The organism is Arthrobacter sp. Dra40, assembly GCF_059091905.1.
Window position 1 is genome coordinate 1 of record NZ_JBNHHB010000077.1, and the last position, 23,063, is coordinate 23,063.

A 23,063-nucleotide genomic window follows, 5' to 3' on the forward strand; every position below is an offset into this window, starting at 1 on the left:
TCCAGGGCGAGATCAAGGACATCCTGGCCGACCTGGGCAAGATCCCGGCGAAGATCCAGTCCGTGCTGGACAATGCCCAGGACATCAAAGACCTGGCGGTGAGCATGGCCGAGACCAAGTCGGTCCTGTTCCTGGGCCGGCATGTGGGCTTCCCCGTCGCCATGGAGGGCGCGCTGAAGCTGAAGGAATTGGCCTACATTCACGCCGAAGGCTTCGCCGCCGGCGAGCTCAAGCACGGCCCGATTGCTTTGATCGAGGACGGCCAGCCGGTCTTTGTCGTGGTGCCCTCTCCGCGCGGGCGCAACTCGCTGCACGCCAAGGTCGTCTCAAACATCCAGGAGATCCGCGCCCGCGGCGCCAAGACGATTGTCATTGCCGAGGAAGGCGACCACGCGGTCAAGGACTTCGCCGAATTCGTCTTCTACGTGCCGGAGACGCCGACTCTGCTCGCTCCGCTGCTGACCACGGTTCCGCTGCAGATCTTCGCGTGCGAACTGGCCACAGCCAAGGGCTATGACGTGGACCAGCCGCGCAACCTGGCCAAGAGCGTCACCGTCGAATAACCCGCAGTACGCACAGCATGTCGACACGTTTGCTCATTGCAGCGCCTCGGTCCCCCTACAACAGGATCGGGGCCTGCTCCGTTCCGAAGCGTCCCGTCCGCGTCCGGCGGGCGGCGCTGCTGCGGCGCGTGCGGCTGCTCTCTGTGCCGCCCGTGCAGTGCACGCTGATTTCCACGGGTGCACCCGTGCTGGCGCCCCGCTGCGCCCGCTCGCCGTGGGCCGTCCGGGCCGGAGCCGTCAGATGATCGTGGGCATTGGCGTGGATGTGGTGGAAGTTTCCAGGTTCCGCCGGCAGCTGGAGCGCACCCCGGCCTTGCTGGAGCGGCTCTTCACGCCGGCCGAGCGGGAGCTCAACACCCGGTCCCTGGCGGCCCGCTTCGCTGCCAAGGAAGCCATTGCCAAGGCCCTCGGGGCTCCGTCGGGCATGAGTTGGCAGGACTGCACCATTTGCGTCGACGGCGGGGGAGACCCTTACCCCCTCTTCACCGGCACCGTCGCGGCCGCCTCGGCAGCCAAAGGCGTGAAGTTCTGGCACCTGTCCATGAGCCACGACGGCGACCTGGCAACGGCCATGGTGGTGGCTGAGAAGTAGCGGCCGGCCGCGGGCTGGCGGCGGCGGTGGTGCTAATGGGCCACCCGGTAGTGCAGGTACACCACGCCATTGCCGAAGCGCCGCTCGTCCAGCAGATCGAGGTCCACTTTCATGTCCTCCGCCAGGAAGCGCTTCCCGCCGCCGACGACGACCGGCGAGACAAAGAACCGGCATTCATCGACCAGGCCTGCCCTGAAGGCGTGGGCGGCGAGGTCGGGGCCGCTGACGCTAAGGTCCCGGTCTGCCTCGGTCTTCATCCGGCGGATGGCCTCCGGTCTGAACTCCCGCTCAATCCGGGTACGGGCGCTGGAAACCTCCTGCAAGGTTCGGGAAAAGACCACCTTGTCCTTGTGCAGCCATGACTCCGCGAACTCCCGTTCGACCGCCGGGACCTCGGGGCCGGTCGGCACGGTTTCCCAGAACACCATCACTTCATACATCCGCCGGCCGAGAAGATACGTCCCGACAGGGTCCTCCAACCCGTTCACGAACGCATGCACTTCTTCGTCCGGCATGCTCCAGTCAAAGTTGCCGTTCTGGTCGGCGATGTAGCCGTCCAGGGACATGATGGCCGAGTACAGCAGTTTTGCCATGGTGACTCCTGGGCTGTTCAGCAGGGCGGGGGAGTATCGTCACAGGCTCTTAACATACGCATAGGCCTCCTCGGCAGCGCTGAGCCACACTTGCTCCGTCGCCGGGGCATCGCCGGCCACTGCGGGGAAAGCGACCCATTCCTTCATCGTCCGCCGTCCCATCGTGACAGGTTCCGCCGCTCCCGCTGCAACAGACGTTTCGGCGCGCTCCCGCGGAACCTTCACGATCAGGCGGTGGTCGTGGCCGAGGAACGCAAAGATTTTTCCACCCACCCGCAGCCCGGCACTGCGGAACATGGTGCCGTGTTCCACCAGCGGGTCGTCGGAAAACCGGCGGGCCAGCATGTCCAGCAGGACGAGGTCCTCATCGCTGTCTGAGATTGGACACCTTCCTAGGCTCGGATGAAGATGGCGGATGCGGCGGCGGATTCGACCATGAGATCGCTCATGCCGACGACAACGTACCAGTACGTGCGTCCCCGGACCGCGCCCGTGTCCACGAACTTTTCGGGATTGCCTCGTCGGCGGTGCACGCGTCGGAGGGCCCCGGCCTGCGAGGGGATGTAGGCGGCCTCGGCGCCGGTGGACTCCCAGCGGTAGATCGCATAGTGCCGGGGGAGGGTCCCGGTCGTTGCGCCCCGCCAGATGAGCTCTACGCCGGAACCGTTCCAGCGTGCACTGGTGATCAGCGGGGCGTAAGGACGCTGGGCACCGAGGTGGGACATCACCGGAGTCATCGCCACGCGCCGGTAGTACTTGTCCTTGACGAGGCTGATGCTGCCCAGCCGGTTGGCCCGAACCGACGTGGCGGAAAAATAGACCTGGCCGCTGACACCCGTGGTTGCCCGGCATGTGGCCGTGTGGTTGTAAAGTTCCCGTGGGTCCTGCCAGTCGGCTCCCTGGGCAGCGTCGCCCACCTTGTAGGCTGCCTCGCCAATGTAGAGCTTGCAGTGGGTGCCGCTCACTTGTGCCGCCCACCAATTCACGAGCGTGTTGTAATCCGCAGCGGGATTGCCTTGATGCCAGTACAGCTGGGGGACCACATAATCCAGCCAGCCCTGTTTCACCCACAGTCGGGAATCCGCGAAGGTGGCATCGTAGCTCTGCAGGCCTGAGGTGGCTGAGCCCAGGGTAGAGCTGGATCGGTTGCGCCATATCCCGAAGGGGCTGATGCCGAAGAGCATCCGCGGTTTGGTGGCGAAGATTGTGGCACTCACGTCACGGACAAAGGTATTGACGCTGCGCCGGCGGAAGTCTGCCACGCTTTCCCCGGCCAACCGGTAAGCAGTGTAGGCCGCAGAGTCCGGGATGCTCTGCCCTGCGACGGGATATGGGTAGAAATAGTCGTCGAGGTGGACGCCGTCGATATCGTACTTCGCCACAACTTCCGCGATGACCTTGATGATGAAGCTGCGCACCGCAGGAATGCCCGGGTTGTAATAACGCCGGCCACCGTAGGCGAAGGTCCAGCCGGGGTTTTTCCGCGCCGGATGCCCGGAAACCAGGTCCGACAGGCTCGTCGTCATGCCGACGCGGAACGGATTAAACCAAGCATGCAGGTGCAGGTCCCGGGCGTGCGCCTGGCTGACCGCGTACGCGAGGGGATCGTAACCGGGATTCTGTCCCTGCGTGCCGGTCAGGTAACGGGACCAGGGCTCTCCCACGGTGGATGGCCAAAAAACATCTGCCGCGGGACGGACCTGCAAGATGACGGCATTCAGATTCCGGCTGCGCGCGAGATCGAGCCAGCCGCGCAGTTCCGACTGCTGGACGGTCGCTGCCAGTCCGGGCCGGGAGGGCCAGTCGATGTTGAGCACGGTGGAGAGCCAAAAGCCCCGGAACTCGTGCTTCGGCATGTCCGTGACGCGTGCTTTCTCACGGGCGGTGACCCGGTAGACCCTGTTGACGACGGCCGCCGCGAGGCTGAGTTCAAGAGGACTCCCGGGCGGGGCGGTTGCAGCGCGGGAAAGACTGCCTCCCAGCAGGCCTGCCGCACCAAGCACGGTGAGGGCCGTTGCCGTAGTGAACTGGCGCCGGGAGACTGCGCCTGTGGAACCCAAACCGCTGCCGGTCATGGCCACCCTGCCTCACGAGAACCTGATGGTAGCTCAACCATACGCCGGCGGTGGTCGTGTCGACAGTAGTTCCAACCGTCGTGCAGGAAGGGCGCTGTCCCCGGGGCCGCGCAGCAAAGGCGAACGCCGGCCCATGGTGTCCAACGCAACCCCGCACCGGGCGGATCGTTGTAACCGCGGGCCGGACCGCCCTGATTTGCCCTCCCGGCGGATACCCGAGGGATGTCTATTGTCGTGGGCATGGGGTAAGAAAGATGAGGGACCCGCAATCGATCGTCAGGAGCTTTGTATGGAAGTTTGGCCCGGAGACGCTTATCCGTTGGGAGCCACGTATGACGGCAATGGCACCAACTTTGCCGTGTTCAGCGAAGCAGCACAGACAGTGTTCCTGTGTCTGTTCGATGACGACGGCACCGAAACCCGGGTCGAACTCAAGGACGTTGACGGCTACGTGTGGCACTGCTATCTGCCGCAGATCCAGCCCGGACAGAAGTACGGCTTCCGGGTGGACGGCCCGTATGACCCGGGCCAGGGACAGCGCTGCAACGTGAACAAATTGCTGTTGGATCCCTACGCGAAGGCTGTCAGCGGCCAGATCGACTGGGCCCAGCCGTTGTTCGGCTATAACTTCGGCGACGAGGATTCCCGCAACGACGAGGATTCCGCCGAGCACATGATGCTTGGCGTCGTCGTCAATCCTTTCTTTGATTGGGACGGCGACCGCAAACCGCGCACTCCGTACCACCGGTCGGTGATTTACGAAGCCCACGTGAAGGGCCTGACCCAGATGCATCCGGAGATCCCGGAAGAACAACGCGGTACCTACGCGGGCATCGCTCATCCGGCGGTCATCGGGCACCTGCAGAAGCTGGGTGTCACGGCCATCGAACTGATGCCCGTCCACCAGTTCGTCAACGACAGCACGCTGCAGGACAAGGGCTTGTCCAACTACTGGGGCTACAACACCATCGGTTTCTTCGCCCCGCAGAACACCTACTGTTCCTCCGGCGACACCGGGCAGCAGGTGCAGGAGTTCAAGGCGATGGTCCGCGAACTGCACCTGGCCGGCATTGAGGTGATCCTCGACGTCGTGTACAACCACACCGCGGAGGGCAATCACCTGGGCCCGACGCTCTCTTTCCGGGGGCTCGACAACGCCGCCTACTACCGTCTGGTCGAGGACCAACAGCAGTACTACATGGACTACACCGGCACGGGTAATTCGCTGAACGTGCGCCATCCCCACTCGCTGCAGCTGCTGATGGACTCGCTGCGCTACTGGGCGTCGGAGATGCACGTGGACGGATTCCGCTTCGATCTGGCCTCGACCCTGGCCCGCGAGTTCTACGACGTGGACCGGCTGTCCACGTTCTTCGAAATGGTGCAGCAGGATCCCATCGTGTCGCAGACCAAACTCATCGCCGAGCCCTGGGACATCGGTCCGGGAGGCTACCAGGTGGGGAACTTCCCGCCGCTGTGGACTGAGTGGAATGGCCTGTACCGGGACACCGTGCGCGATTTCTGGCGGGGCGAGCCCTCCACCCTTGGTGAATTCGCCTCGCGCATTACGGGTTCCTCGGATCTGTACGAGGCCACGGGGCGGCGCCCGGTAGCCTCCATCAACTTTGTCACCGCCCACGACGGATTCACGTTGCGGGACCTGGTGTCGTACAACGAAAAGCACAACGCCGCCAACGGCGAAGACAACAACGACGGCGAGTCGCACAACCGCTCGTGGAACTGCGGAGTCGAAGGTCCCTCCGACGATCCTGCGGTCCTGACGCTCCGCGCCCGCCAGCAGCGGAACTTCCTGGCCACCCTGCTGTTGAGCCAGGGCGTGCCGATGATCGCCCACGGCGACGAGCTGGGGCGCACGCAGCAGGGCAACAACAACGTGTACTGCCAGGACTCGGAGCTGTCCTGGGTTGACTGGAACAACATGGACCAGCCGCTGCTCGAATTCGTCGCCACGGTCAACAAGCTGAGGGCGGAGCACCCGACCTTCCGGCGCCGGACGTTCTTCAACGGGAAGCCGGTCCGCCGCGGCGAGGGCGAGCCGCTGAGTGACGCCGTCTGGCTGACCACCGAGGGCACACCGATGGAGCCAGAGGACTGGGACGAAGCCCTCGGCCGGTGCATTGGCCTCTTCCTCAACGGACAAGGCATCCGTGGGCGGGACGACCGCGGGCAACGGATCACCGATGAGCATTTCCTGGTGTACTTCAACGCCGACGACGACGAGGTGCCGTTCGTACTGCCGCCGCCGGAATACGCCCCGGCATGGGACGTCATCATCGACACTGCAGGCAGGGAGAACGCCGCCGGGCCGCTGAAGGCCGGGGAGACGACGCCGGTAGCTGCCAAGTCCACGGTCGTGCTGCGGGCCCACTCGGCACCGGAAGAAGAACCTGACCACTCGGTGGCGGCCTCGGTGGCGGCCATGTCCGAGCCCGAGCGCCAGCCGGCCCCCGAACCGGCCGGGGGGCCCGGAAATCCCGCTGCCGAGGACCGGAAAGGGCAGGACAACGGATGAGGGTGCCGGCGTCCACGTACCGACTGCAGATCAGGGAATCGTTCACGCTCTACGACGCAGCCGGGCTTGTGCCGTACCTGCACAGGCTCGGCGTCGACTGGGTTTACCTGTCGCCGATTCTGACCGCGGAACCGGGCTCGGACCACGGCTACGATGTGGTGGACTTCAGCGCCGTTGATCCTGCCCGAGGCGGGATTGACGGACTGCGGGCCCTCTCCGAGGCAGCGCGGAAGGCCGGCATGGGCGTCCTGGTGGACATTGTGCCCAACCACATGGGTGTGGCCACGCCGGCCTGCAACCGCTGGTGGTGGTCGCTGCTGGCCGAGGGCCGAGAGTCGCGCTATGCCGAAGCGTTTGACGTTGACTGGGACGCAGCCGGAGGCAAGATCCGGCTCCCCGTGCTCGGTGACGGCGACGCGGAACTTGAGGCGCTGGAACTGGCCGACGGCGAGCTGCGCTACTACGACCATCGCTTCCCCCTGGCCGCGGGGACTGCGGACGACGGCGCTTCCGCCCGCGAGGTCCATGAGCGCCAGCATTATCAGTTGGTCAACTGGCGGCGGGCCGACACTGAACTCAATTACCGCCGGTTCTTCGGCGTCAACTCCCTGGCCGGAGTCCGGGTGGAGGTGCCGTGGGTCTTCGACGAATCCCACGCCGAGATCAAGCGATGGTTCGACGAAGGCCTGGTTGACGGGCTCCGGGTAGACCACCCCGACGGGCTGGCCGACCCGAAAGGCTATCTCCAGCGGCTGCAGGAGCTGACCGGCGGCGCCTATGTTCTGGTGGAGAAAATACTGGAGCCGGGAGAGGAGCTGCCGGCGGACTGGGCCAGCGCGGGCACCACCGGATATGACGCGCTGGCCGACGTGGACCGGCTGCTGGTCGATCCGGACGGGCGTGAACGCCTCACCGACGCGGCCCCGGTCCAGCCGTACCGGCACATGATCCACGGCACCAAGCGGGGCATCGCCGACGGTATCCTGCGCTCGGAAGTGCTGCGCCTGGCCCGGCTGGTTCCTGCCGAGGCCGGGGTGGACTTCGAGACGGCCGCGGACGCGCTCGCCGAACTGCTCAGCTGCTTCCCGGTGTACCGGAGCTATCTGCCGGTGGGCGCGCAGTACCTGGCGGAAGCCGGCATCGCCGCCCAAGTCCGCCGTCCTGACCTGGCCGAGGCGGTTACCACCTTGCTGCCGTTGCTGCAGCCGCAGGGTGTGCTGACCGAACTCGCGGTGCGGTTCCAGCAAACCTCCGGCATGGTGATGGCCAAGGGCGTGGAAGACACGGCGTTCTACCGCTACACGCGGTTGACCTCGCTGAACGAAGTCGGGGCGGATCCGTCGATCTTCGCGGTCGAGCCGTTCGAACTGCACACGCGGTTGATTCGCCGGCAGCAGGAGTTGCCGCACGCCATGACCACGCTGTCCACCCATGACACGAAGCGCAGCGAGGACACCCGGGCACGCATCTCGGTGCTCTCCGAACTGGCCGACCAGTGGCCCGATTGGCTGGCAGAGCTGGACCGGCTGGCACCCTTCGGGGATGTGCCGTTCGCCGACCTGCTCTGGCAGGCAGCACTGGGAGCCTGGCCGGTCAGCCGGGAACGAGCGCATGCCTATGCGGAGAAGGCTGCCCGGGAAGCGGGCAACAGCACCTCGTGGATCGACCCGAACCCCGACTTCGAAAAACAGCTCCACGCCGCCGTGGACGCCGCCTTCGATGACCCGGAGGTGAACCGGCTGCTGGTTGGCGTGGTGGAGAAAACCAAGGCATGTGGCTGGAGCAACTCCCTTGCGGCCAAATTGATCCAGCTGACCATGCCCGGCGTGCCTGACGTCTACCAGGGGACCGAGTTCTGGGACCATTCGCTGGTGGACCCGGACAACCGCCGGCCGGTGGATTTCAGTGCCCGGCTGCGGGCGCTGGAGAATTTGGACCAGGGCGGTACGCCGCCGGTGGACGACGGCGCGACGGCCAAGATGCTGGTGGTCGCGCGCGCGCTCCGGCTGCGCCGCGACCGGCCGGAGCTGTTCACCGGTTACGAGGTCGTTCCGGTACAAGGCCCCGCCGCCGACCACGCGTTCGCCTTCGACCGCGGCGGTGCCGTCACGGTGGCCACACGGCTTCCCGCGCGTCTGCAGCGCGACGGCGGGTGGCGGGACACCGCCGTCGTGCTTCCCCCGGGGGAATACCGCGATGTGCTGAGCGGACGAAGCCACTCCGCAACCGGAACCGTGCCGCTGGCCGAGCTGCTGGCGGAATTGCCGGTGGCGCTGCTGGTGCGCGGGCAAGGGAGGCGGTCATGAGCAAGGACTTCGCAGTGTGGGCGCCGCGCGCCCAACACATGGAACTGCAGGCGGGCGTCGCGCGGCTCCCGCTGAGCGGACCGGACGACGCCGGATGGTGGCGTCTGGCGGACACTGCCGCTGTGCCTGAGGGAGAAGTCGACTACGGCTACCGGCTGGACGGAGCGGAGAACGCACTGCCCGATCCGCGGTCGCGGCGCCAACCGGACGGGGTCCACGGCCTGTCCCGGACGTTCGACGCCGGTGCCCACACGTGGCGGGACCAGGACTGGGTGCCACCCGCGTTGGGCGGCGTGATCTACGAACTGCATATCGGCACCTTCACGACCGAGGGAACGCTGGATTCGGCCGCCGCCAAGCTCGACTACCTGGCCGGACTCGGCGTTGACTATGTGGAATTGCTGCCGGTCAACGCGTTCAACGGCACGCACAACTGGGGCTACGACGGCGTGCTGTGGTACGCCGTGCAGGAAAGCTACGGCGGGCCGGCCGCCTACCAGCGGTTTGTGGACGCCGCCCATGCCCACGGCATCGGCGTCATCCAGGACGTGGTCTACAACCATCTCGGTCCCAGCGGGAACTACTTGCCGCGGTTCGGGCCCTATCTGAGCGACAGCAGCGCCAACACCTGGGGTGAGTCGGTGAACCTGGACGGGCCCGGCTCCGACGAGGTCCGCCGGTTCATCACCGACAACGTGCTGATGTGGTTCCGTGACTACCACGTGGACGGGCTGCGGTTGGATGCTGTGCATGCGCTGCGGGACGAGCGGGCCGTGCACATCCTCGAGGAGATTGCGGCCGCGACCGACCAGTGCGCAGGCGAGTTGGGCAAGCCGCTGTTCCTGATCGCCGAGTCCGACCTGAACAACCCGCGGTTGATCGAGCCCCGGGAACTGAACGGCTACGGGCTGGCAGGGCAGTGGAGCGACGACTTCCACCACGCGGTGCACGTGAACCTCACCGGCGAAACGAGCGGCTACTACGCCGACTTCGCCGGGCTGGGAGCGCTCGAAAAGGTGCTGCGGGACGGATTCTTCCACGACGGCAGCTATTCCTCGTTCCGGGAACGGCACCACGGCCGGCCGATCAACAAGGACCGGGTGACCGCGCCGCAACTGGTGGTCTGCACGCAGAACCACGACCAGATCGGCAACCGCGCCGCCGGGGACCGGCTTACCGGTACCCTCAACTACGGGCAGCTGGCGCTCGCCGCCGTGCTCAACCTGATGTCTCCGTTCACCCCCATGGTGTTCATGGGCGAGGAGTTCGCGGCCTCCACACCCTGGCAATTCTTCACCTCGCATCCCGAGCCGGAGCTGGGCGAGGCGACCTCTGCCGGCCGGCTCAAGGAGTTCGGGCGGATGGGCTGGGACCCTGACATTGTGCCCGATCCGCAGGACCCGGCGACCTTCCGCAACTCGAAACTGGACTGGGCAGAGCCCGAGACCGGCCACCATGCCCGGCTGCACGGCCTTTACACCCGGCTGATCGCGCTCCGGAAGCACCATCCGGAGCTGACGGAACCCGACTTTGCGGCCGTCTCGGCTCAGACGGACCAGGACGAAGGCTGGCTGATCCTGCACCGCGGTCCCTTCGCGATCTGCTGCAACTTCTCCACCGAGTCGCGGCGGCTGCCCGCCGGCGCGGGCACGCTGGTCCTGGCGACCGACGACGCCGTTTCCTACGGCGCCGAGGGATTGACGCTGCCGGCGCATTCTGCCGCGATAGTGCGGGACGAAGCCGCAGGCTAGGATCGGCTTCATGGCTGCAGCAGAGGACGTGTTTGAGGGAACGCCGGCCGAACTGCCGGCGCCTGTTCCCACCGGTCGCTCGCTCTACCGGCCGGCAACGGGTGAGGTCCGGCATGTCGGAGGCTATGCCCCGTTCGTCGGGTTCTGTGCCCGGTACGGGGAAGACGCGACTGGACTGGCGGCCGATCCGGTCCGGCTGCTGGAGTTCCTGCGTGCACATGCGGCCGAGCTGCTTGCCGAACCGGAAATGGGCAGGGCAGCGGAAGTTTTCGCCGGAAACACCGTCACCGCACAGCGGCCTGACGCCCATTGGCGCAGCGTAGAAGGCGGCCACGCCGAAGCCGGAGATCACGAGATGAGCCTGGTGGTCAACGGCTTGGTGGAGCGCCTGCATTCGGCCGACGCTGAACAGTTCGCGGAGTCGCTGGCCACCGTCCGTGCCTGGGCCGGGTCGGAACCACAGCCGCTGCCTCGCTTCGAGGACCATGACGGGGATCTTCCGCAGCCGGTCGCGCTGCCGGCCGACCGGGCTCCCTACGTGCGGCCGGACACTCCGGCCGAGGTTTACCCCGGTGCTGACGGAAACCCCATCCGGTACGGCGAGCGGTGGGGCCGCGAGGACGCGCCGCCGGACTCCTACAGCGTCACCAGTAACACCGGGCGGTTCGGTGGCCTGCACACCGTGGCAGAGGCGCTGATCGAGCATTTGCTCTCCACCTACGCCGCCACCGCTACTGATGTCACTGCAGAAACGGCGGCCCGAATGCGCGGCGCAGTCAGTGTTCTCAGGGCAGTGAGGGTGCAGCCGGACACTGCGGACGCTGCTCCGCTGGTCTTTACGTTCACCGGCTTTCCGGGAGTCCTCCTCCACGCCGGATTGCTGCACAGCTCGCCCTTCCCGTCCTGTGGCTGTGATGCCTGCGATGAAACTTTCGACTCCGAAGCCTCCGGGCTCGAGCAGCAGGTGCTCGCGGTGGCAGCCGGTGGCTTCGCGGAACGGTACCCGGTGGGGCGCCATCAACGCGCTGAATACCAGCTGGTACAGGTGGATGGATCGGGCTGGGAAAGCGGCGGCGGTGAACCCTCCCACGACTACACTGCCGAGCAGCTCGCCGCTGCGGAGCAGACGCTGAATGCCTTGCCCAAAGGGTGGCAGCCCTGGCCGCTCCGGTAGCGGAACCGCACACCCGCGCAGGACCGGGGCCGCTGTCCTGTCCGCCGTTCGCCGCCCGTCGAAAGGATTTCATGATCGAGGCCTGGACACCGGACCAGATCCGCGCCGCCGAACGGCCGCTGCTCGACGCCGGGCAGGGGCCGGAGCTGATGGGCCGTGCAGCGGCAGCCCTTGCCGCCTGCATCGTGCGCGAACTGCAGCGCGTCCGGGGCAGGATCTATGGTGCCCGGCTGGTCGTACTGGCGGGAAGCGGCAACAACGGCGGCGATGCTCTCTTCGCGGCGGCGGCCGTGGCAAAGCGCGGCGTGACAACGACGGCGGTGCTCACCTCCCAGCGGGTACACCCGCAGGCACTGGCGGCTTTCCGGCGTGCAGGCGGCACGGTGCTGCGGATGGAAACGGAAGGACCAGGCGAGGGCAGGAACGGCCTGGCCGGGGACGCCGTCGGAGCGGCAGCCCGGACCTGTTCCGCCGCCGACGTGCTGGTCGACGGAATTGTGGGCACCGGAGCATCCGGGCCGCTGCGCGGTCCGGCCCGGGAACTGGTTCAGGCGGTCCTGGCGCACACCGGCGGCGGCAGCAGCGATGGTACCGCCAGCCGTCCGGCAGTGATCGCCTGTGATCTGCCAAGCGGCGTCAACGCACAGACCGGCGAGGCCACCGCTACAGTCCTTCCGGCAAGGGTGACAGTGACCTTCGGCGGCGCGAAGTCCGGGCTGCTGCTGGACCCTGCGGCTGCCCTCTGCGGCCGGATCGAGACAGTGGATATCGGCATCGGACACGTGTTGCCGAAGCCACGCCTGCGACGGCTCCAAGCGCAGGATCTGGCGCGGCTGTGGCCGGTGCCGTCCCGTGCCGACCACAAGTACACCCGCGGGGTGTTGGGCATCGTGGCCGGATCTGCGTCTTATCCGGGCGCGGCTTTGCTGGCGACCAAGGCAGCTGCCGCCACCGGGGTCGGCATGATCCGCTATCTCGGACCCCCGGAGGTCTGCCGCCAGATAAACATGCTGACGCCCGAGGCAGTCTGCTCGCAGGACGGCGTGGCGGCGTCCCGGGTCCAGGCGTGGCTGGTGGGCCCGGGGACCGACGGCGACGCGGACCAGCAACAGCGTGCACGGGACGCCATCGCTTCCGGCCTGCCGGTGGTAGCCGATGCCGGAGCCTTTGACGGGTTGCCCGCAGAGCTGGGACCGCACGTGGTCCTGACGCCTCACGCCGGCGAACTCGTGCGCATCCTGAAAGCCCAGGACGTGGAGACGGACCGGGAACGCATTGAGGAATCACCCGCAGAATTCGCGGCGCTGGCCGCAGGATTGACCGGCGCCACCGTGCTGCTCAAGGGTTCCGTGACGGTCATCGCTGCGCCGGACGGTGCCCTGTTCAGCCAGGACGATGGCCCGGACTGGCTGGCCACGGCAGGTTCCGGGGACACTCTGGCCGGGATCTTGGGAGCGCTCGCCGCGACTGTGCGCCCGGCCCGACTGCAGGAGGCCGGTTTCGCCGAACCGGAGCATTGGGCAGCCCTGACCGCCATGGGAGCCTGCCTCCACGGGCTGGCCGGGACGGAGGCGTCGCGGATCGGCAGCGCGACCACGCCGCAACCGCATGAAGCGGCGGACCGGGAAGGATGGCCAGGTGCACCGTTGACCGCTTCCGACATCAGCGCAGCGGTCCCCGGAGTCATCGCACAAGCTCTCGCTGGTCGGAACCAGTAGGCCTGCGATGGCATGATGAAGGGATGGTCTATGAAGCTGCAGCGAACCGGTACCAGAACATTCCCTACCGCCGGGTGGGCCGCAGCGGCCTCAAACTGCCCGCTGTCTCGCTGGGGCTTTGGCACAACTTCGGCGACGACAAGCCGTTCGAGGTACAGCGCGCCATCCTGCGCCGGGCCTTCGACCTGGGCGTGACGCACTTCGACCTGGCCAACAACTACGGGCCGCCGGCAGGCAGCGCCGAGACAAATTTCGGTCGGCACATGCGCGAAGATTTCCTCCCGTACCGTGACGAACTGGTGATTTCCACCAAGGCCGGTTATCTGATGTGGCCAGGCCCGTACGGCGAGTGGGGATCGCGCAAATACCTGCTCTCCAGCCTCGACGCCTCGCTGAAGCGCATGGGACTGGACTATGTGGACATCTTCTACAGCCACCGGCCCGACCCGAACACGCCGTTGGAAGAAACGATGGGCGCGCTGGACCAGGCGGTGCGCTCCGGCAAGGCCATGTACGCCGGCATCTCCTCCTACACGGCCGAACAGACCCGGGAAGCGGCGCGCATCATGCGCGGGCTGGGAACGCCGCTGCTGATCCACCAGCCCTCGTACTCCATGCTGAACCGCTGGGTGGAAGGCGGCAGCCCGAATCTGCTGGAGGTCTTGGACGAGGAGGGCATGGGCTGCATCGCCTTCTCGCCGCTGGCGCAGGGGATGCTGACCGACCGCTACCTGGACGGCATCCCCGAGGACTCCCGGGCCGCGCAGGACAAGTCGCTGTTCCCGCAGATGCTCTCCGGGGAAAACCTGGACCGTGTGCGTGCCCTCAATGAGCTGGCGGCAGACCGCAGCCAGTCGCTGGCACAGCTTGCCATCGCCTGGGTGCTCCGCCGGCAGCTCAAGGGTGCCCCCGTTACCTCGGCCCTGATCGGCGCGTCCAGCGTGCGGCAGCTGGAGGACAACCTCGCTGCCGTGGCCAATCTGGACTTCACAACCGAGGAAGCGGACGCGATCAACAAGTTTGCGGTGGACTCGGACATCAACATCTGGAAGCCGAAGGGCTAACGCAGGCTTATGCCTGCCGCGGTGGACAGGACGCTTTCAGACTCAGGCCCCGCAGATGCCGCCGCTCCCGCCAGCGGGAAAAACCCGCTGTGAAGGGGTGCCCCGAGGTACCGGTTTTCCACTACGATGTAGAACGTGCCAACCGCACCGCTGGGGCACGGTAGGGGCACCGGAGGCAGGATCCTCCCGAGGGATGGCAACCTCATGTAACCACTGATGGGCCGGGGGCAGTCCCGTGGTTTAAACCGGCGCAGTGAACGGCAGCGGCGAGAGGCAGCCGGGGGGCCCGCCAAGCTGTTCATCGACGACAGGCGGGCGCGCCTTCCGCGTCCTGGCCTCCCGGATCAGCACGGAAGCACAGTAAGTCATGAAAACCTCAGCAAGATGGCGCATCTGGTTAATGATGACCGGCGTAATCCTGGGACTTCTCGCCTCCATGGGCGTAGCAGCGCCGGCCGGTGCCACCAGCGTCGCGGAGGCTTCTTCGCACTCGAAGTATAGGGACGGAAGCGACGCCGAACTGTCGCTGCACATTTACCGTGACGGCGACTACAGGGTTAGGGGCGAGGACTACGAAGCGCACCGCGTCCATGTCTGGATCGTCAACGTTTCCCGTGACCGCGTCGTTGATCATTTCTACGTCCGGACACATGACGGGGACTTCACTATCCGCGGCGACGACCTGAAGTGCGGCAGGACCTACAAGGCCATCAGCTACAGCCGCGCCGACGGATGGGTGTCGAGCGACAACGTCAGGTTCCGGTGCCATGACCATGACTACGGCCACGGCAACGACTAAAAAATCACCCCTCAGGTAAGTATCCCGCCAGGGGTACGCCAAGGTGGGGAGGGACGGGAACTCCCGGTCCTCCCTGCCGTCCTGTCAAGCTTCCCCGCCAGGCCAAGACCGGCGGATGCGTTCCGAGCGGATCTGGTACTAGCCGGACCAGGTACTAGCTGAACCAGGTATCCGGCGGCCCCATCGAGAGCAGGAAGCTGAAGACGGCCGCAACGGCAACGACGACAACGACGATGGCGGCAGCCGGGCGCGCCAGCACCCCGGCCTGAAGCTTCTCCAGGAAGCCGTGCGGGCGGTCACCGCCCGCGCCGAGCCGCCACACATCGTCGAGCAGACCGTGGCGGTCCATTGACTGTTCCACGGGAATGGTCGCATAGGGGATGGCGGCGGCCACAACCGCCAGAGCGCCGCGGGCTGCAGACCACCTTTGATTCACCCACGTGAAGCAGGTACTGACGACGTAGCAGAGGAAGACAAAGCCGTGGAGGCCGCCAGCGATACTAACCGCCAGGCGCGCTTCCGGCACCAGCGCCCGCAGCAGCAGGGCCAGCAACAGCAGCGTCCACGTCACGGCTTCGGCGAAAGCGACGGAACGGAACAGGGTGCGCGGAGACATGCACGTCCTCGGAAATTAGTGGGCGTCGGCAAGGGTGCCAGGGCACGTTCTCAGGCAGGAGAACCCCCACCAACTTAGCCGAGGATGTGGCTGCACCTGAAATGATTGCACGCAGGGTAATTTTGCATGGTGTGCAAATTTAGCCCTATGCTGGCCGGGTGAGTGCAGAGAGTGTGGCGCCGCCCGAGGGCCGCCGCGAAAAGAACAAAGTGGCCACCCGCGCGGCCATGACCGCCGCGGCCCTTCGTCTGGCCCGGACACACGGGCCGGGTGGATTTACGGTCGACCATGTGGCCGCGGAGGCGGGCGTCTCCCGTCGGACCTTCTTCAACTATTTCCCCTCCATCGAGGCGGCTGTCACTCTGCCGGTGGAGGAATTTCTGGCCGAGTCCTTTGCACGGCTCGACGAACGGCCGGACGATGAGCCGATCATGGACGCGGTCCTCGCGACCTTCGGCGGGGACATCAGCCAGGACCGGCTGGCGCTGCTGTGCGAGATCTACCAGATGGGCGTCGACGACGCGCAGTTGGAGCGCGTGCAGCTGCAGATCTGGAGCCACGCCAAGCAATCGCTTGAAGACGGCCTCCGCCCCCGTTTGCCGGGCGACGCCGGTGAACTCATGGTCACCGCGCTCGCAGGCTCGCTGATCGCCTGTGCCCAGGCGGCCATGCGCATGGCCGCCACCCAAACCCCTGCAGGCGAGGCACCTGAACCGTCGGCCTTCCGGCAGCGGTTGCTGGAGAGCCTTGACATGCTGCGCTGCGGCTTCAACACCACTTCCAAGGACTGATCCCATGGCGTCATTGCTCTATAAACTCGGCAAACTCGCCGCGCGGAAGCGCTGGTGGTTCGTCTCCGTGTGGCTGGTTGTCATGGTCGCTGTTGGCGGTTCCGTCGCGGCTTTCATGGGTACGCTGTCCAGCAGCTTCACCATTCCCGGCACTCCCGCCCAGACGGTGGCGGACGAACTGCAGGAGAAAATGCCGGAGGCCTCGGGCGGCCTTGGGACCATTGTGTTCACCACGGCGGACGGCCAAGCGTTCACCACGGCCCAGGAGAGCGCCATTGCGGCTATTTCCCACAACCTCACGGCCCTGGCTGCGGTCAAGAACGCCACCAATCCGGTGAAACTGCAGACTCAGCTCGACGCTGCGCCACGCATAATTGCCGAGGGCGAACAGAAGTTGGCGGCTGCCGCGCGGCAGCTCAAGGACGGCCAGGCCGAACTGAAAGCCGGCAAAGCGCAGCTGGAACCGGCCCGGCAGCAGGTGGAGGCAGCCGAGGCCCGGGTCGCGCAGCTGGAGACCGCCGGGCAATCCGCTGTGGCGGCGCAGGCCCGGGCGCAGCTGGAACCGCAGCGCGCCCGGTTTGAAGCAGGGCAGGCGCAGCTGGCCGCAGCGGAACAGCGGCTGAAAGACGGCCGGGCGGACTATGAGTCGGGCGTCGCCGACCTGGAACGGGCCAAGCTGCGGCAGCAGTCGTCCCAAGGTCTGCGGTTTGTCTCGGAGGACGGCTCGGCCGCCTTCGTGCAAGTCCAGTTCGGACAGAGCATGATGGAGGTTTCCAAGGAAGACCGCGAACAGGTCCAGCAGGTGACAGAGGCCGGATTGGTGTCCGGGCTGCGGGCGGAGTACAGCAAAGACATCGTCGAAGATATCTCCAGCCTGTTCGGTGCGGCCGAGGCCATCGGCATTGCCGTGGCCGCCGCTGTGCTGGTGCTCATGCTCGGCACGCTCCTGGCTGCAGGGCTGCCGCTGCTGATGGCACTTGTTGGCGTTGGCGTGGGCGTCGGCGGCACCATGGCCCTGAGCGGAGTGATCGAGATGAGCTCCGTCTCGCCGGTCTTGGCGCTGATGCTGGGCCTGGCCGTGGGCATCGACTATTCGCTGTTCATCGTCAACCGGCACCGCACCCAGCTGCTCTCCGGCGTGCCGCTGATCGAATCCATCGGCCGCGCCACCGGCACCTCGGGCAACGCCGTGCTCTTCGCCGGCCTTACCGTGATCATCGCCCTCGCCGCGCTGGCGGTACCTGGCATTCCTTTCCTGACGGTGCTGGGACTGGCCGGCGCCGCGACGGTGGCCGTCGCCGTCGTGGTGGCGTTGACCCTGACCCCGGCGATGCTGTCCATCATGGGCAGGCGCATTCTCTCCCGGCGGGCTTGGGCCAAGTCGGGCGTGGCCGGCCCGGTCGGTGACGGAACGGAAACGGCCACCCCGGACCGCGCGTTCCACAACGACCCCAAGCGCAGCTGGGGCAAGACGGTGACGAAGCATCCTTGGCTGGCCCTGGTGGCCGGGATGGCAGTGCTGGGCGTGATGGCGTTGCCTGCCGCAGAGCTGCGGCTGGGCCTGCCGGACGGCAGCTCAGAGCCGGCGGAATCGACCGCCTATCACGCGTACACCCAGCTGGGCGAAAACTTCGGGGAGGGCATCAACGGTCCCCTGATCGTGGTGGCCGACCTGCCGGCTGGCCTTGAAGGCAGCGAAACGGACGGGACGTTGCTGAAGCTCTCGCAAGAGCTGCGGGCCATGGACCATGTGTGGGCGGCCGTCCCGGTGGGCACCAGCGAGGACGGGCGGACCGCTGTCCTGCAGGTCATTCCGGAAGAGGGGCCTGCAGCCGAGAGCACCGAGAATCTGGTTCACAATCTGCGGGCGGAAACAGCCGCGCTGCAGGAGAGCACCGGCGTCGAAATATCCGTGACCGGACAGCCGCCCATGCAGATTGATGTCTCGGACAAGCTGGCGGACGCCATGCCCGTCTATCTGGCCATCGTCATCGGGCTCTCGTTGATCCTGCTGCTGCTGGTTTTCCGATCCATCCTGGTCCCGTTGCTGGCCACTGCCGGTTTCCTGCTCTCCCTCGGTGCCAGTTTCGGTGCCGTGGTGGCGATCTACCAGTGGGGTTGGCTGGGCACCATCTTCGATGTCCACGACCCGGGACCCATCCTGAGCTTCCTGCCGATGATCATGATCGGCGTGCTGTTCGGCCTGGCGATGGACTACCAGATGTTTCTGGTTTCCGGCATGCGCGAATCCTATGCCCACGGCGAGGACGCGAAGGCTGCCGTGGTCAGCGGTTTCAACCACGGTGCCAAGGTGGTCACGGCCGCCGCGATCATTATGGTCTCAGTGTTCGCCGGATTCGTCTTCTCCCACCTGACCATGGTCCGCCCGATCGGCTTCGCGCTGGCGCTAGGGGTGCTGCTGGACGCGTTCGTGGTCCGCATGACGCTGATCCCGGCGGCCATGCACTTGTTCGGCAAAGCGGCCTGGTGGATGCCCGCGTGGCTCGAGAAGATCCTGCCGAATGTCGATGTGGAAGGTGCCAAGCTGGCGCAGCACCCCGACAAGGCGGAGCAGATTGAGGTCCTGCCGTCGCCAGTGCGCTAAAGGAACGCAAGGCACCGGGCGTCACCGGGGCTGGCCGCGTCGCTGTAGGACGGGGCCGGCCGCGTCGCTGAAACGGGGCTGGCCGCCGGGCTGCCCGGAACCTTTCGTCCGGCAAGGTCGAGCAGTCTAGGGACGGTGCCGGCCGCCGGCAAGCCGGAATGATTCGTCGAGCAGTTCTTCAAGTTCGTCCGGGGCGACCTTGTCTAAGTGCAGGAGCACCAACCGGGGTGAACGCTCGTGGTGCGGTGTCCAGAAGAAGACATCCGGTGCGGTTTCGGCCAAGGCGTCGCGCTCGACGGTTTTGATGGTGAGGATGCCCGGCTCCCAGATGCGGGCCATAAGCGTGGAGGCGAACCATGCCGGCTGGCCCCAGCTCGGCCGCTCGGAGACACCGGGCAAGGCCAGGCAGAGGCGGCGCACGTCGTCCTCGGTGGGCATGCCCTCACCCTGCCACGTAGATGCCCCGGCGTGCCAGCCCCACGGGCCCGTCAGGGCGGGTCCCCGGCATCATCCCGCGTGCCGGGCTTACCGCCGGACCCATGCTCGTCGCCTGGTACCGGCTTGTCGCCGTGACCAACACCGGGTATCGGCTTGTCGCCGGGAGTTGGGGCCGGGGCGGGGGCTTGCTGCTGCCGTTCCTGTTCCATCCGTGCCTCGTGGCGGGTCGGGGCGAAGACTTCCTCCACAGCGCCGAACATTCCGGACAAGGATCCCGGACCGCCCCGCCACGGCCGGGCGGCCACCGCGATGGTGGCGGCGATGATCACTGCCACGAGTCCCAGCGCGATAAGTCCGCCAACGAGGTCCATCTCAGCTCCAGCGGTAGCCGTGGGCTTGTTCGTAGGCCTCGAGCAGCCGGTGGGCCACGTGGCCAGAGGTAATCAGCGGGTGGATCATGAAGGCGCGCAGGGCGGACGCCCGGTCCCCTTGGCCGCCGCGGATCACCTCCTGCTCCACGGCCTTGACCTGGCTCATCAGCCCGGCCTGATGCAGGGTCAGCGGCTTCACCGGCAGCGGGCGGGCGCCGTCCGCATCCACAACGGACGGCACTTCGATGACGGCGTCGTCCGGCAGCGCCGGGATGGTGCCGGCGTTGCGGACGTTGAGGATCAGCTCGGTGCGCTCGCCGGTCAGCAGGGCCCGCATCACTTCGAGGGCAACGTGTTCGTAGCCGCATGCCGCCAGATCCGCCTCGTCCCGCGATACGCCGATTTCGCGTGCTTCGGACAGATGGCCTTCCTCGCGGCGGCGCAAGCCATCCTCCCAGTCTCTGTACGGGGTTCCGGAGGCCTGAAGCCGGGCGTACAGCTCCTGTTGGAGTTCGTGGATGGACTCGCCACGCGTTTGGGCCGCACCGGCCAGCGCCAGCGTGGCCTCACGGCGGAAGTAGTAATAGAACAAGTAGGCGTTGGGGATGGCTCCGAGCACCTGTAGCTCCTGGGTGCCGAAAATCCGGCCTTCTTCGAACGATTGCAGCCGTGCGGGGTCTGCAAGCAGCCCCGGGAGCCGGTCCCCGCCGTCGTGCTTCAGGCCGCGCAGCCAGCCCAGGTGGTTCAGTCCCACATAGTCAACGCCCGCCAGCGAGCCGCTGCGCACCGGGGCGCCGGCCGCCCGGGAAGCACGCCGGACAAGCCCCATGGGCGTGTCGCAGATGCCGATCACCCGGTGGCCGAGCAGCGGCAGCGTGGCTTCAGTGACCAGGCCCGCGGGATTGGTGAAGTTGATCAGCCAGGCGTTGGGGCTGAGCTCGCGCATCCGCCGGGCGATGTCGATGGAGGCGGGGACAGCACGCAGGCCGGAGGCGATTCCGGCTGCACCGGTCGTCTCCTGGCCCAGGAGGTTCAGCCGGGTGGCCACCCGTTCGTCCAGCATCCTGCCACGGGTGCCGCCGGGACGGATGGCGGAGACAACGATGTCGGCTCCGGCCAGTGCGTCGTCCAGGTCGCGGACCGGTTCCAGCTTCGGCGGCCGGCCGCCGGTGGGGATGGGGGCGTTTTCCAGCACACGGGCGATGACCTGCTGGCGGCCCGGGTCCACATCGTGCAGCACCAGCCGGTCGACCAGGCCGGCACCCGCCCCCTCGGCGAGCGCACGGTAGAGCAGCGGTACCCGGAACCCGCCGCCGCCCACTATGGCAAGTGTTGCCACTGCTTCCCCCGAACGATTGACATTGGATAACAATCGGCAGTCCCGAGCCCGGGACGCAGACCTTGCTTGTATTGTGCCAGCAAGGGTGAAGCACAGACCCGCAGCCGCTGCCCTGCGTGCGGCCCGGCAGAGGGAGGCCAGCGTGTGCGTTCGATGCGGGGCACCCGCCCCGCGGCGCAGTCCTTCGGCTGGAAAGCATGCTTCGGATGGGAGAATGGATCCGTGAGCTCTACACCGTCACCGCTGCCCTATGACCGCCAAGCCGTCATTCATCTGGACGCCATCCGCGCCAACGTGCGTCACCTGCGTGAGATCGCGGCGCCGGCCCGCGTGATGGCCGTGGTGAAGGCGGACGCCTATGGTCATGGCGCCGTTCCGGTGGCCCGCGCCGCGCTGGAAGCAGGCGCGTCCTGGCTGGGGGTCGCCCACTTCACCGAGGGGCTCGCCCTGCGCGAAGCCGGCATCGAAGCACCGATCCTGGCGTGGCTGCATACCCCGGACACGGACTTCGCCGCGGGCATCGAGGCAGCCATCGACGTCGGGGTCTCCGGCTGGGAGCTGGAGCCGGTGGTCAGGGCGGCCCGGCAGCTGGAACGCCCGGCGCGCGTGCACTTGAAGATTGATACCGGACTGGGCCGCAACGGCTGCCCGCCGGCCCTGTGGGAAGACCTGGTCAACCGGGCTGTGGAGTACCAGGAACAGGGGTTGCTGCGGGTGGTGGGCGTCTTCTCCCACCTGGCGGTCGCCGACGAACCGCACCGGCCGGAGACAGACGACCAGGTGGACCGCTTCCGCGAGGCCGTGGCGGTCGCCGAGAACGCGGGGCTGGACCTTGAGGTCCGCCATCTTGCCAACACGCCCGGGACCCTTACCCGTCCCGACGCGCACTTCGACATGGTCCGGGTGGGCCTGGGCATCTACGGCCTCTCGCCCTTCGAGGCGCAGACGCCGGAGGAACTGGGGCTGGTTCCGGCCATGACGCTGCGCGCACGGGTAGCCAACTGCAAGCAGGTGCCCAGCGGCCACGGCGTCTCCTACGGGCTGAGCTATGTGACCTCCGGACCGTCAACGCTCGTATTGGTGCCGCTGGGCTACGCCGACGGCATCCCGCGCAGCGCCACCGGAGTCCAGGTGGCCATCGGCGGCCGGCGCTACGACGTGGTGGGCCGGGTGGCCATGGACCAGTTCGTGGTGGACCTGCGGACCAACGACGCCGGTGACCTCTTGGGTGAGGAAGTGGTCCTCTTCGGCCCCGGCCAGGATGTTCCCGACGCCCAGGACTGGGCGATGGGGGCCGGGACCATCAATTACGAGATCGTTACCCGCGTCAGCCAGCGCGTCCCGCGCTACTACACAGGGACCACCGAGGGACCGGACGACCCCGAGGAGCCGGCATCGGCGGCTGAGGCAACCAGGCGTGCCGCGTCAGCAGCCAGGCAAGCAGCGGCAGCGGCCCAGGTTCGGGCAGCGCTGGCGACTGCCGGCGACCACCACACAGACAACGCCGGGGACCCGGGCGCGGTGCTGGCATGAAGGACGAGGGCGACCGGGCAGGGGGAACAACGTCCATGACCCAGCAACAACCGGCTGCACCGGTGTGGGAGCGCGAGTTCCAGGTCGGATCCGCCGAGGAGACCCAGGCGCTGGCCGCCCGGCTGGGCCGGATACTGCGGGCCGGCGACCTGGTGGTGCTCAGCGGCGGTTTGGGGGCCGGGAAAACCACCTTCACGCAAGG

20 protein-coding genes are annotated in these 23,063 nt (G+C 67.0%); 13 read left to right on the forward strand and 7 right to left on the reverse strand.

The window, feature by feature from the left end; all coding sequences use genetic code 11:
• Together AC5RWT_RS22360 and AC5RWT_RS22365 are read left to right on the forward strand one after the other, a co-directional pair.
• A partial coding sequence (locus AC5RWT_RS22360; RefSeq protein WP_494082068.1) for an SIS domain-containing protein occupies positions 1-563 on the forward strand: 563 nt, incomplete at its 5' end.
• A 241-nt stretch (positions 564-804) separates the two neighbouring features.
• Positions 805-1,155: a holo-ACP synthase gene (locus AC5RWT_RS22365; protein WP_494082069.1), complete on the forward strand. Its 351-nt coding sequence runs from the start codon at positions 805-807 to the stop codon at positions 1,153-1,155.
• A gap of 32 nt (positions 1,156-1,187) precedes the next feature.
• On the opposite strand, the gene AC5RWT_RS22370 is transcribed toward AC5RWT_RS22365, so the two are convergent.
• Genes AC5RWT_RS22370 through AC5RWT_RS22380 form a run of 3 tightly spaced genes read right to left on the reverse strand, consistent with a single transcriptional unit; the run spans position 1,188 to position 3,823 of the window.
• Positions 1,188-1,748 carry a dihydrofolate reductase family protein gene (locus AC5RWT_RS22370; RefSeq protein WP_494082070.1) on the reverse strand — a complete coding sequence of 187 codons (561 nt, stop codon included), beginning with the start codon at positions 1,746-1,748 and terminating at the stop codon, positions 1,188-1,190.
• Between the two features lie 39 nt (positions 1,749-1,787).
• Positions 1,788-2,093, reverse strand: coding sequence for a TfoX/Sxy family protein (locus tag AC5RWT_RS22375; protein WP_494082071.1), 306 nt, complete (start codon positions 2,091-2,093; stop codon positions 1,788-1,790).
• Between the two features lie 47 nt (positions 2,094-2,140).
• Positions 2,141-3,823 (reverse strand): glycoside hydrolase family 10-like protein, encoded by a 1,683-nt coding sequence (locus AC5RWT_RS22380; RefSeq protein WP_494082072.1) that lies wholly within the window; start codon positions 3,821-3,823, stop codon positions 2,141-2,143.
• Positions 3,824-4,112: 289 nt separating this feature from the next.
• Here AC5RWT_RS22380 and glgX point away from each other — a divergent pair, with 289 nt between their 5' ends.
• The 7 genes from glgX (at position 4,113) to AC5RWT_RS22415 (ending at position 15,168) form a co-directional block, all read left to right on the forward strand.
• Complete coding sequence (gene glgX / locus AC5RWT_RS22385; protein WP_494082073.1) at positions 4,113-6,356, forward strand: glycogen debranching protein GlgX; 2,244 nt, start codon at positions 4,113-4,115, stop codon at positions 6,354-6,356.
• Entirely contained in the window at positions 6,353-8,662 is a 2,310-nt protein-coding gene (gene treY, locus AC5RWT_RS22390; protein WP_494082074.1) for a malto-oligosyltrehalose synthase, read from the forward strand. Before glgX ends, treY begins: the two co-directional genes overlap by 4 nt.
• A complete protein-coding gene (gene treZ / locus AC5RWT_RS22395) occupies positions 8,659-10,413 on the forward strand; it encodes a malto-oligosyltrehalose trehalohydrolase (protein ID WP_494082075.1) in 1,755 nt (584 codons plus the stop codon). The genes treY and treZ overlap by 4 nt, the downstream gene beginning before the upstream one ends.
• Positions 10,414-10,423: 10 nt before the next feature.
• Positions 10,424-11,587, forward strand: a complete 1,164-nt coding sequence (locus tag AC5RWT_RS22400; protein ID WP_494082076.1) for a DUF6226 family protein — start codon at positions 10,424-10,426, stop codon at positions 11,585-11,587.
• Between the two features lie 71 nt (positions 11,588-11,658).
• Positions 11,659-13,305 carry a bifunctional ADP-dependent NAD(P)H-hydrate dehydratase/NAD(P)H-hydrate epimerase gene (locus tag AC5RWT_RS22405; protein WP_494082077.1) on the forward strand — a complete coding sequence of 549 codons (1,647 nt, stop codon included), beginning with the start codon at positions 11,659-11,661 and terminating at the stop codon, positions 13,303-13,305.
• 23 nt (positions 13,306-13,328) lie between these two features.
• Positions 13,329-14,369, forward strand: a complete 1,041-nt coding sequence (gene mgrA, locus AC5RWT_RS22410) for an L-glyceraldehyde 3-phosphate reductase (RefSeq protein WP_494082078.1) — start codon at positions 13,329-13,331, stop codon at positions 14,367-14,369.
• Between the two features lie 367 nt (positions 14,370-14,736).
• On the forward strand, positions 14,737-15,168 hold the full coding sequence (locus tag AC5RWT_RS22415; RefSeq protein WP_494082079.1) for a hypothetical protein: 432 nt from the start codon (positions 14,737-14,739) through the stop codon (positions 15,166-15,168).
• Between the two features lie 154 nt (positions 15,169-15,322).
• Here AC5RWT_RS22415 and AC5RWT_RS22420 read toward each other — a convergent pair whose 3' ends face one another.
• Positions 15,323-15,784: a DUF3817 domain-containing protein gene (locus AC5RWT_RS22420; protein ID WP_494082080.1), complete on the reverse strand. Its 462-nt coding sequence runs from the start codon at positions 15,782-15,784 to the stop codon at positions 15,323-15,325.
• Positions 15,785-15,942: 158 nt separating this feature from the next.
• On the opposite strand from AC5RWT_RS22420, the gene AC5RWT_RS22425 reads away from it, so the two are divergent.
• Both AC5RWT_RS22425 and AC5RWT_RS22430 read left to right on the forward strand, forming a co-directional pair.
• A complete protein-coding gene (locus AC5RWT_RS22425; protein ID WP_494082081.1) occupies positions 15,943-16,575 on the forward strand; it encodes a TetR/AcrR family transcriptional regulator in 633 nt (210 codons plus the stop codon).
• A 4-nt stretch (positions 16,576-16,579) separates the two neighbouring features.
• A complete protein-coding gene (locus AC5RWT_RS22430; protein WP_494082082.1) occupies positions 16,580-19,180 on the forward strand; it encodes an MMPL family transporter in 2,601 nt (866 codons plus the stop codon).
• A gap of 126 nt (positions 19,181-19,306) precedes the next feature.
• Here AC5RWT_RS22430 and AC5RWT_RS22435 read toward each other — a convergent pair whose 3' ends face one another.
• The 3 genes from AC5RWT_RS22435 to AC5RWT_RS22445 are packed head-to-tail and all read right to left on the reverse strand — an operon-like array spanning position 19,307 to position 21,328.
• Entirely contained in the window at positions 19,307-19,618 is a 312-nt protein-coding gene (locus AC5RWT_RS22435; RefSeq protein WP_494082083.1) for an MmcQ/YjbR family DNA-binding protein, read from the reverse strand.
• Between the two features lie 50 nt (positions 19,619-19,668).
• Entirely contained in the window at positions 19,669-19,989 is a 321-nt protein-coding gene (locus tag AC5RWT_RS22440; RefSeq protein WP_494082084.1) for a hypothetical protein, read from the reverse strand.
• Between the two features lies 1 nt (position 19,990).
• Positions 19,991-21,328 (reverse strand): family 4 glycosyl hydrolase, encoded by a 1,338-nt coding sequence (locus AC5RWT_RS22445; RefSeq protein WP_494082085.1) that lies wholly within the window; start codon positions 21,326-21,328, stop codon positions 19,991-19,993.
• A 222-nt stretch (positions 21,329-21,550) separates the two neighbouring features.
• On the opposite strand from AC5RWT_RS22445, the gene alr reads away from it, so the two are divergent.
• Both alr and AC5RWT_RS22455 read left to right on the forward strand, forming a co-directional pair.
• Positions 21,551-22,861 carry an alanine racemase gene (alr, locus tag AC5RWT_RS22450; RefSeq protein WP_494082086.1) on the forward strand — a complete coding sequence of 437 codons (1,311 nt, stop codon included), beginning with the start codon at positions 21,551-21,553 and terminating at the stop codon, positions 22,859-22,861.
• Positions 22,862-22,896: 35 nt separating this feature from the next.
• Positions 22,897-23,063 (forward strand): tRNA (adenosine(37)-N6)-threonylcarbamoyltransferase complex ATPase subunit type 1 TsaE (locus AC5RWT_RS22455; RefSeq protein ID WP_494082087.1); only part of this gene is annotated, 167 nt, incomplete at its 3' end.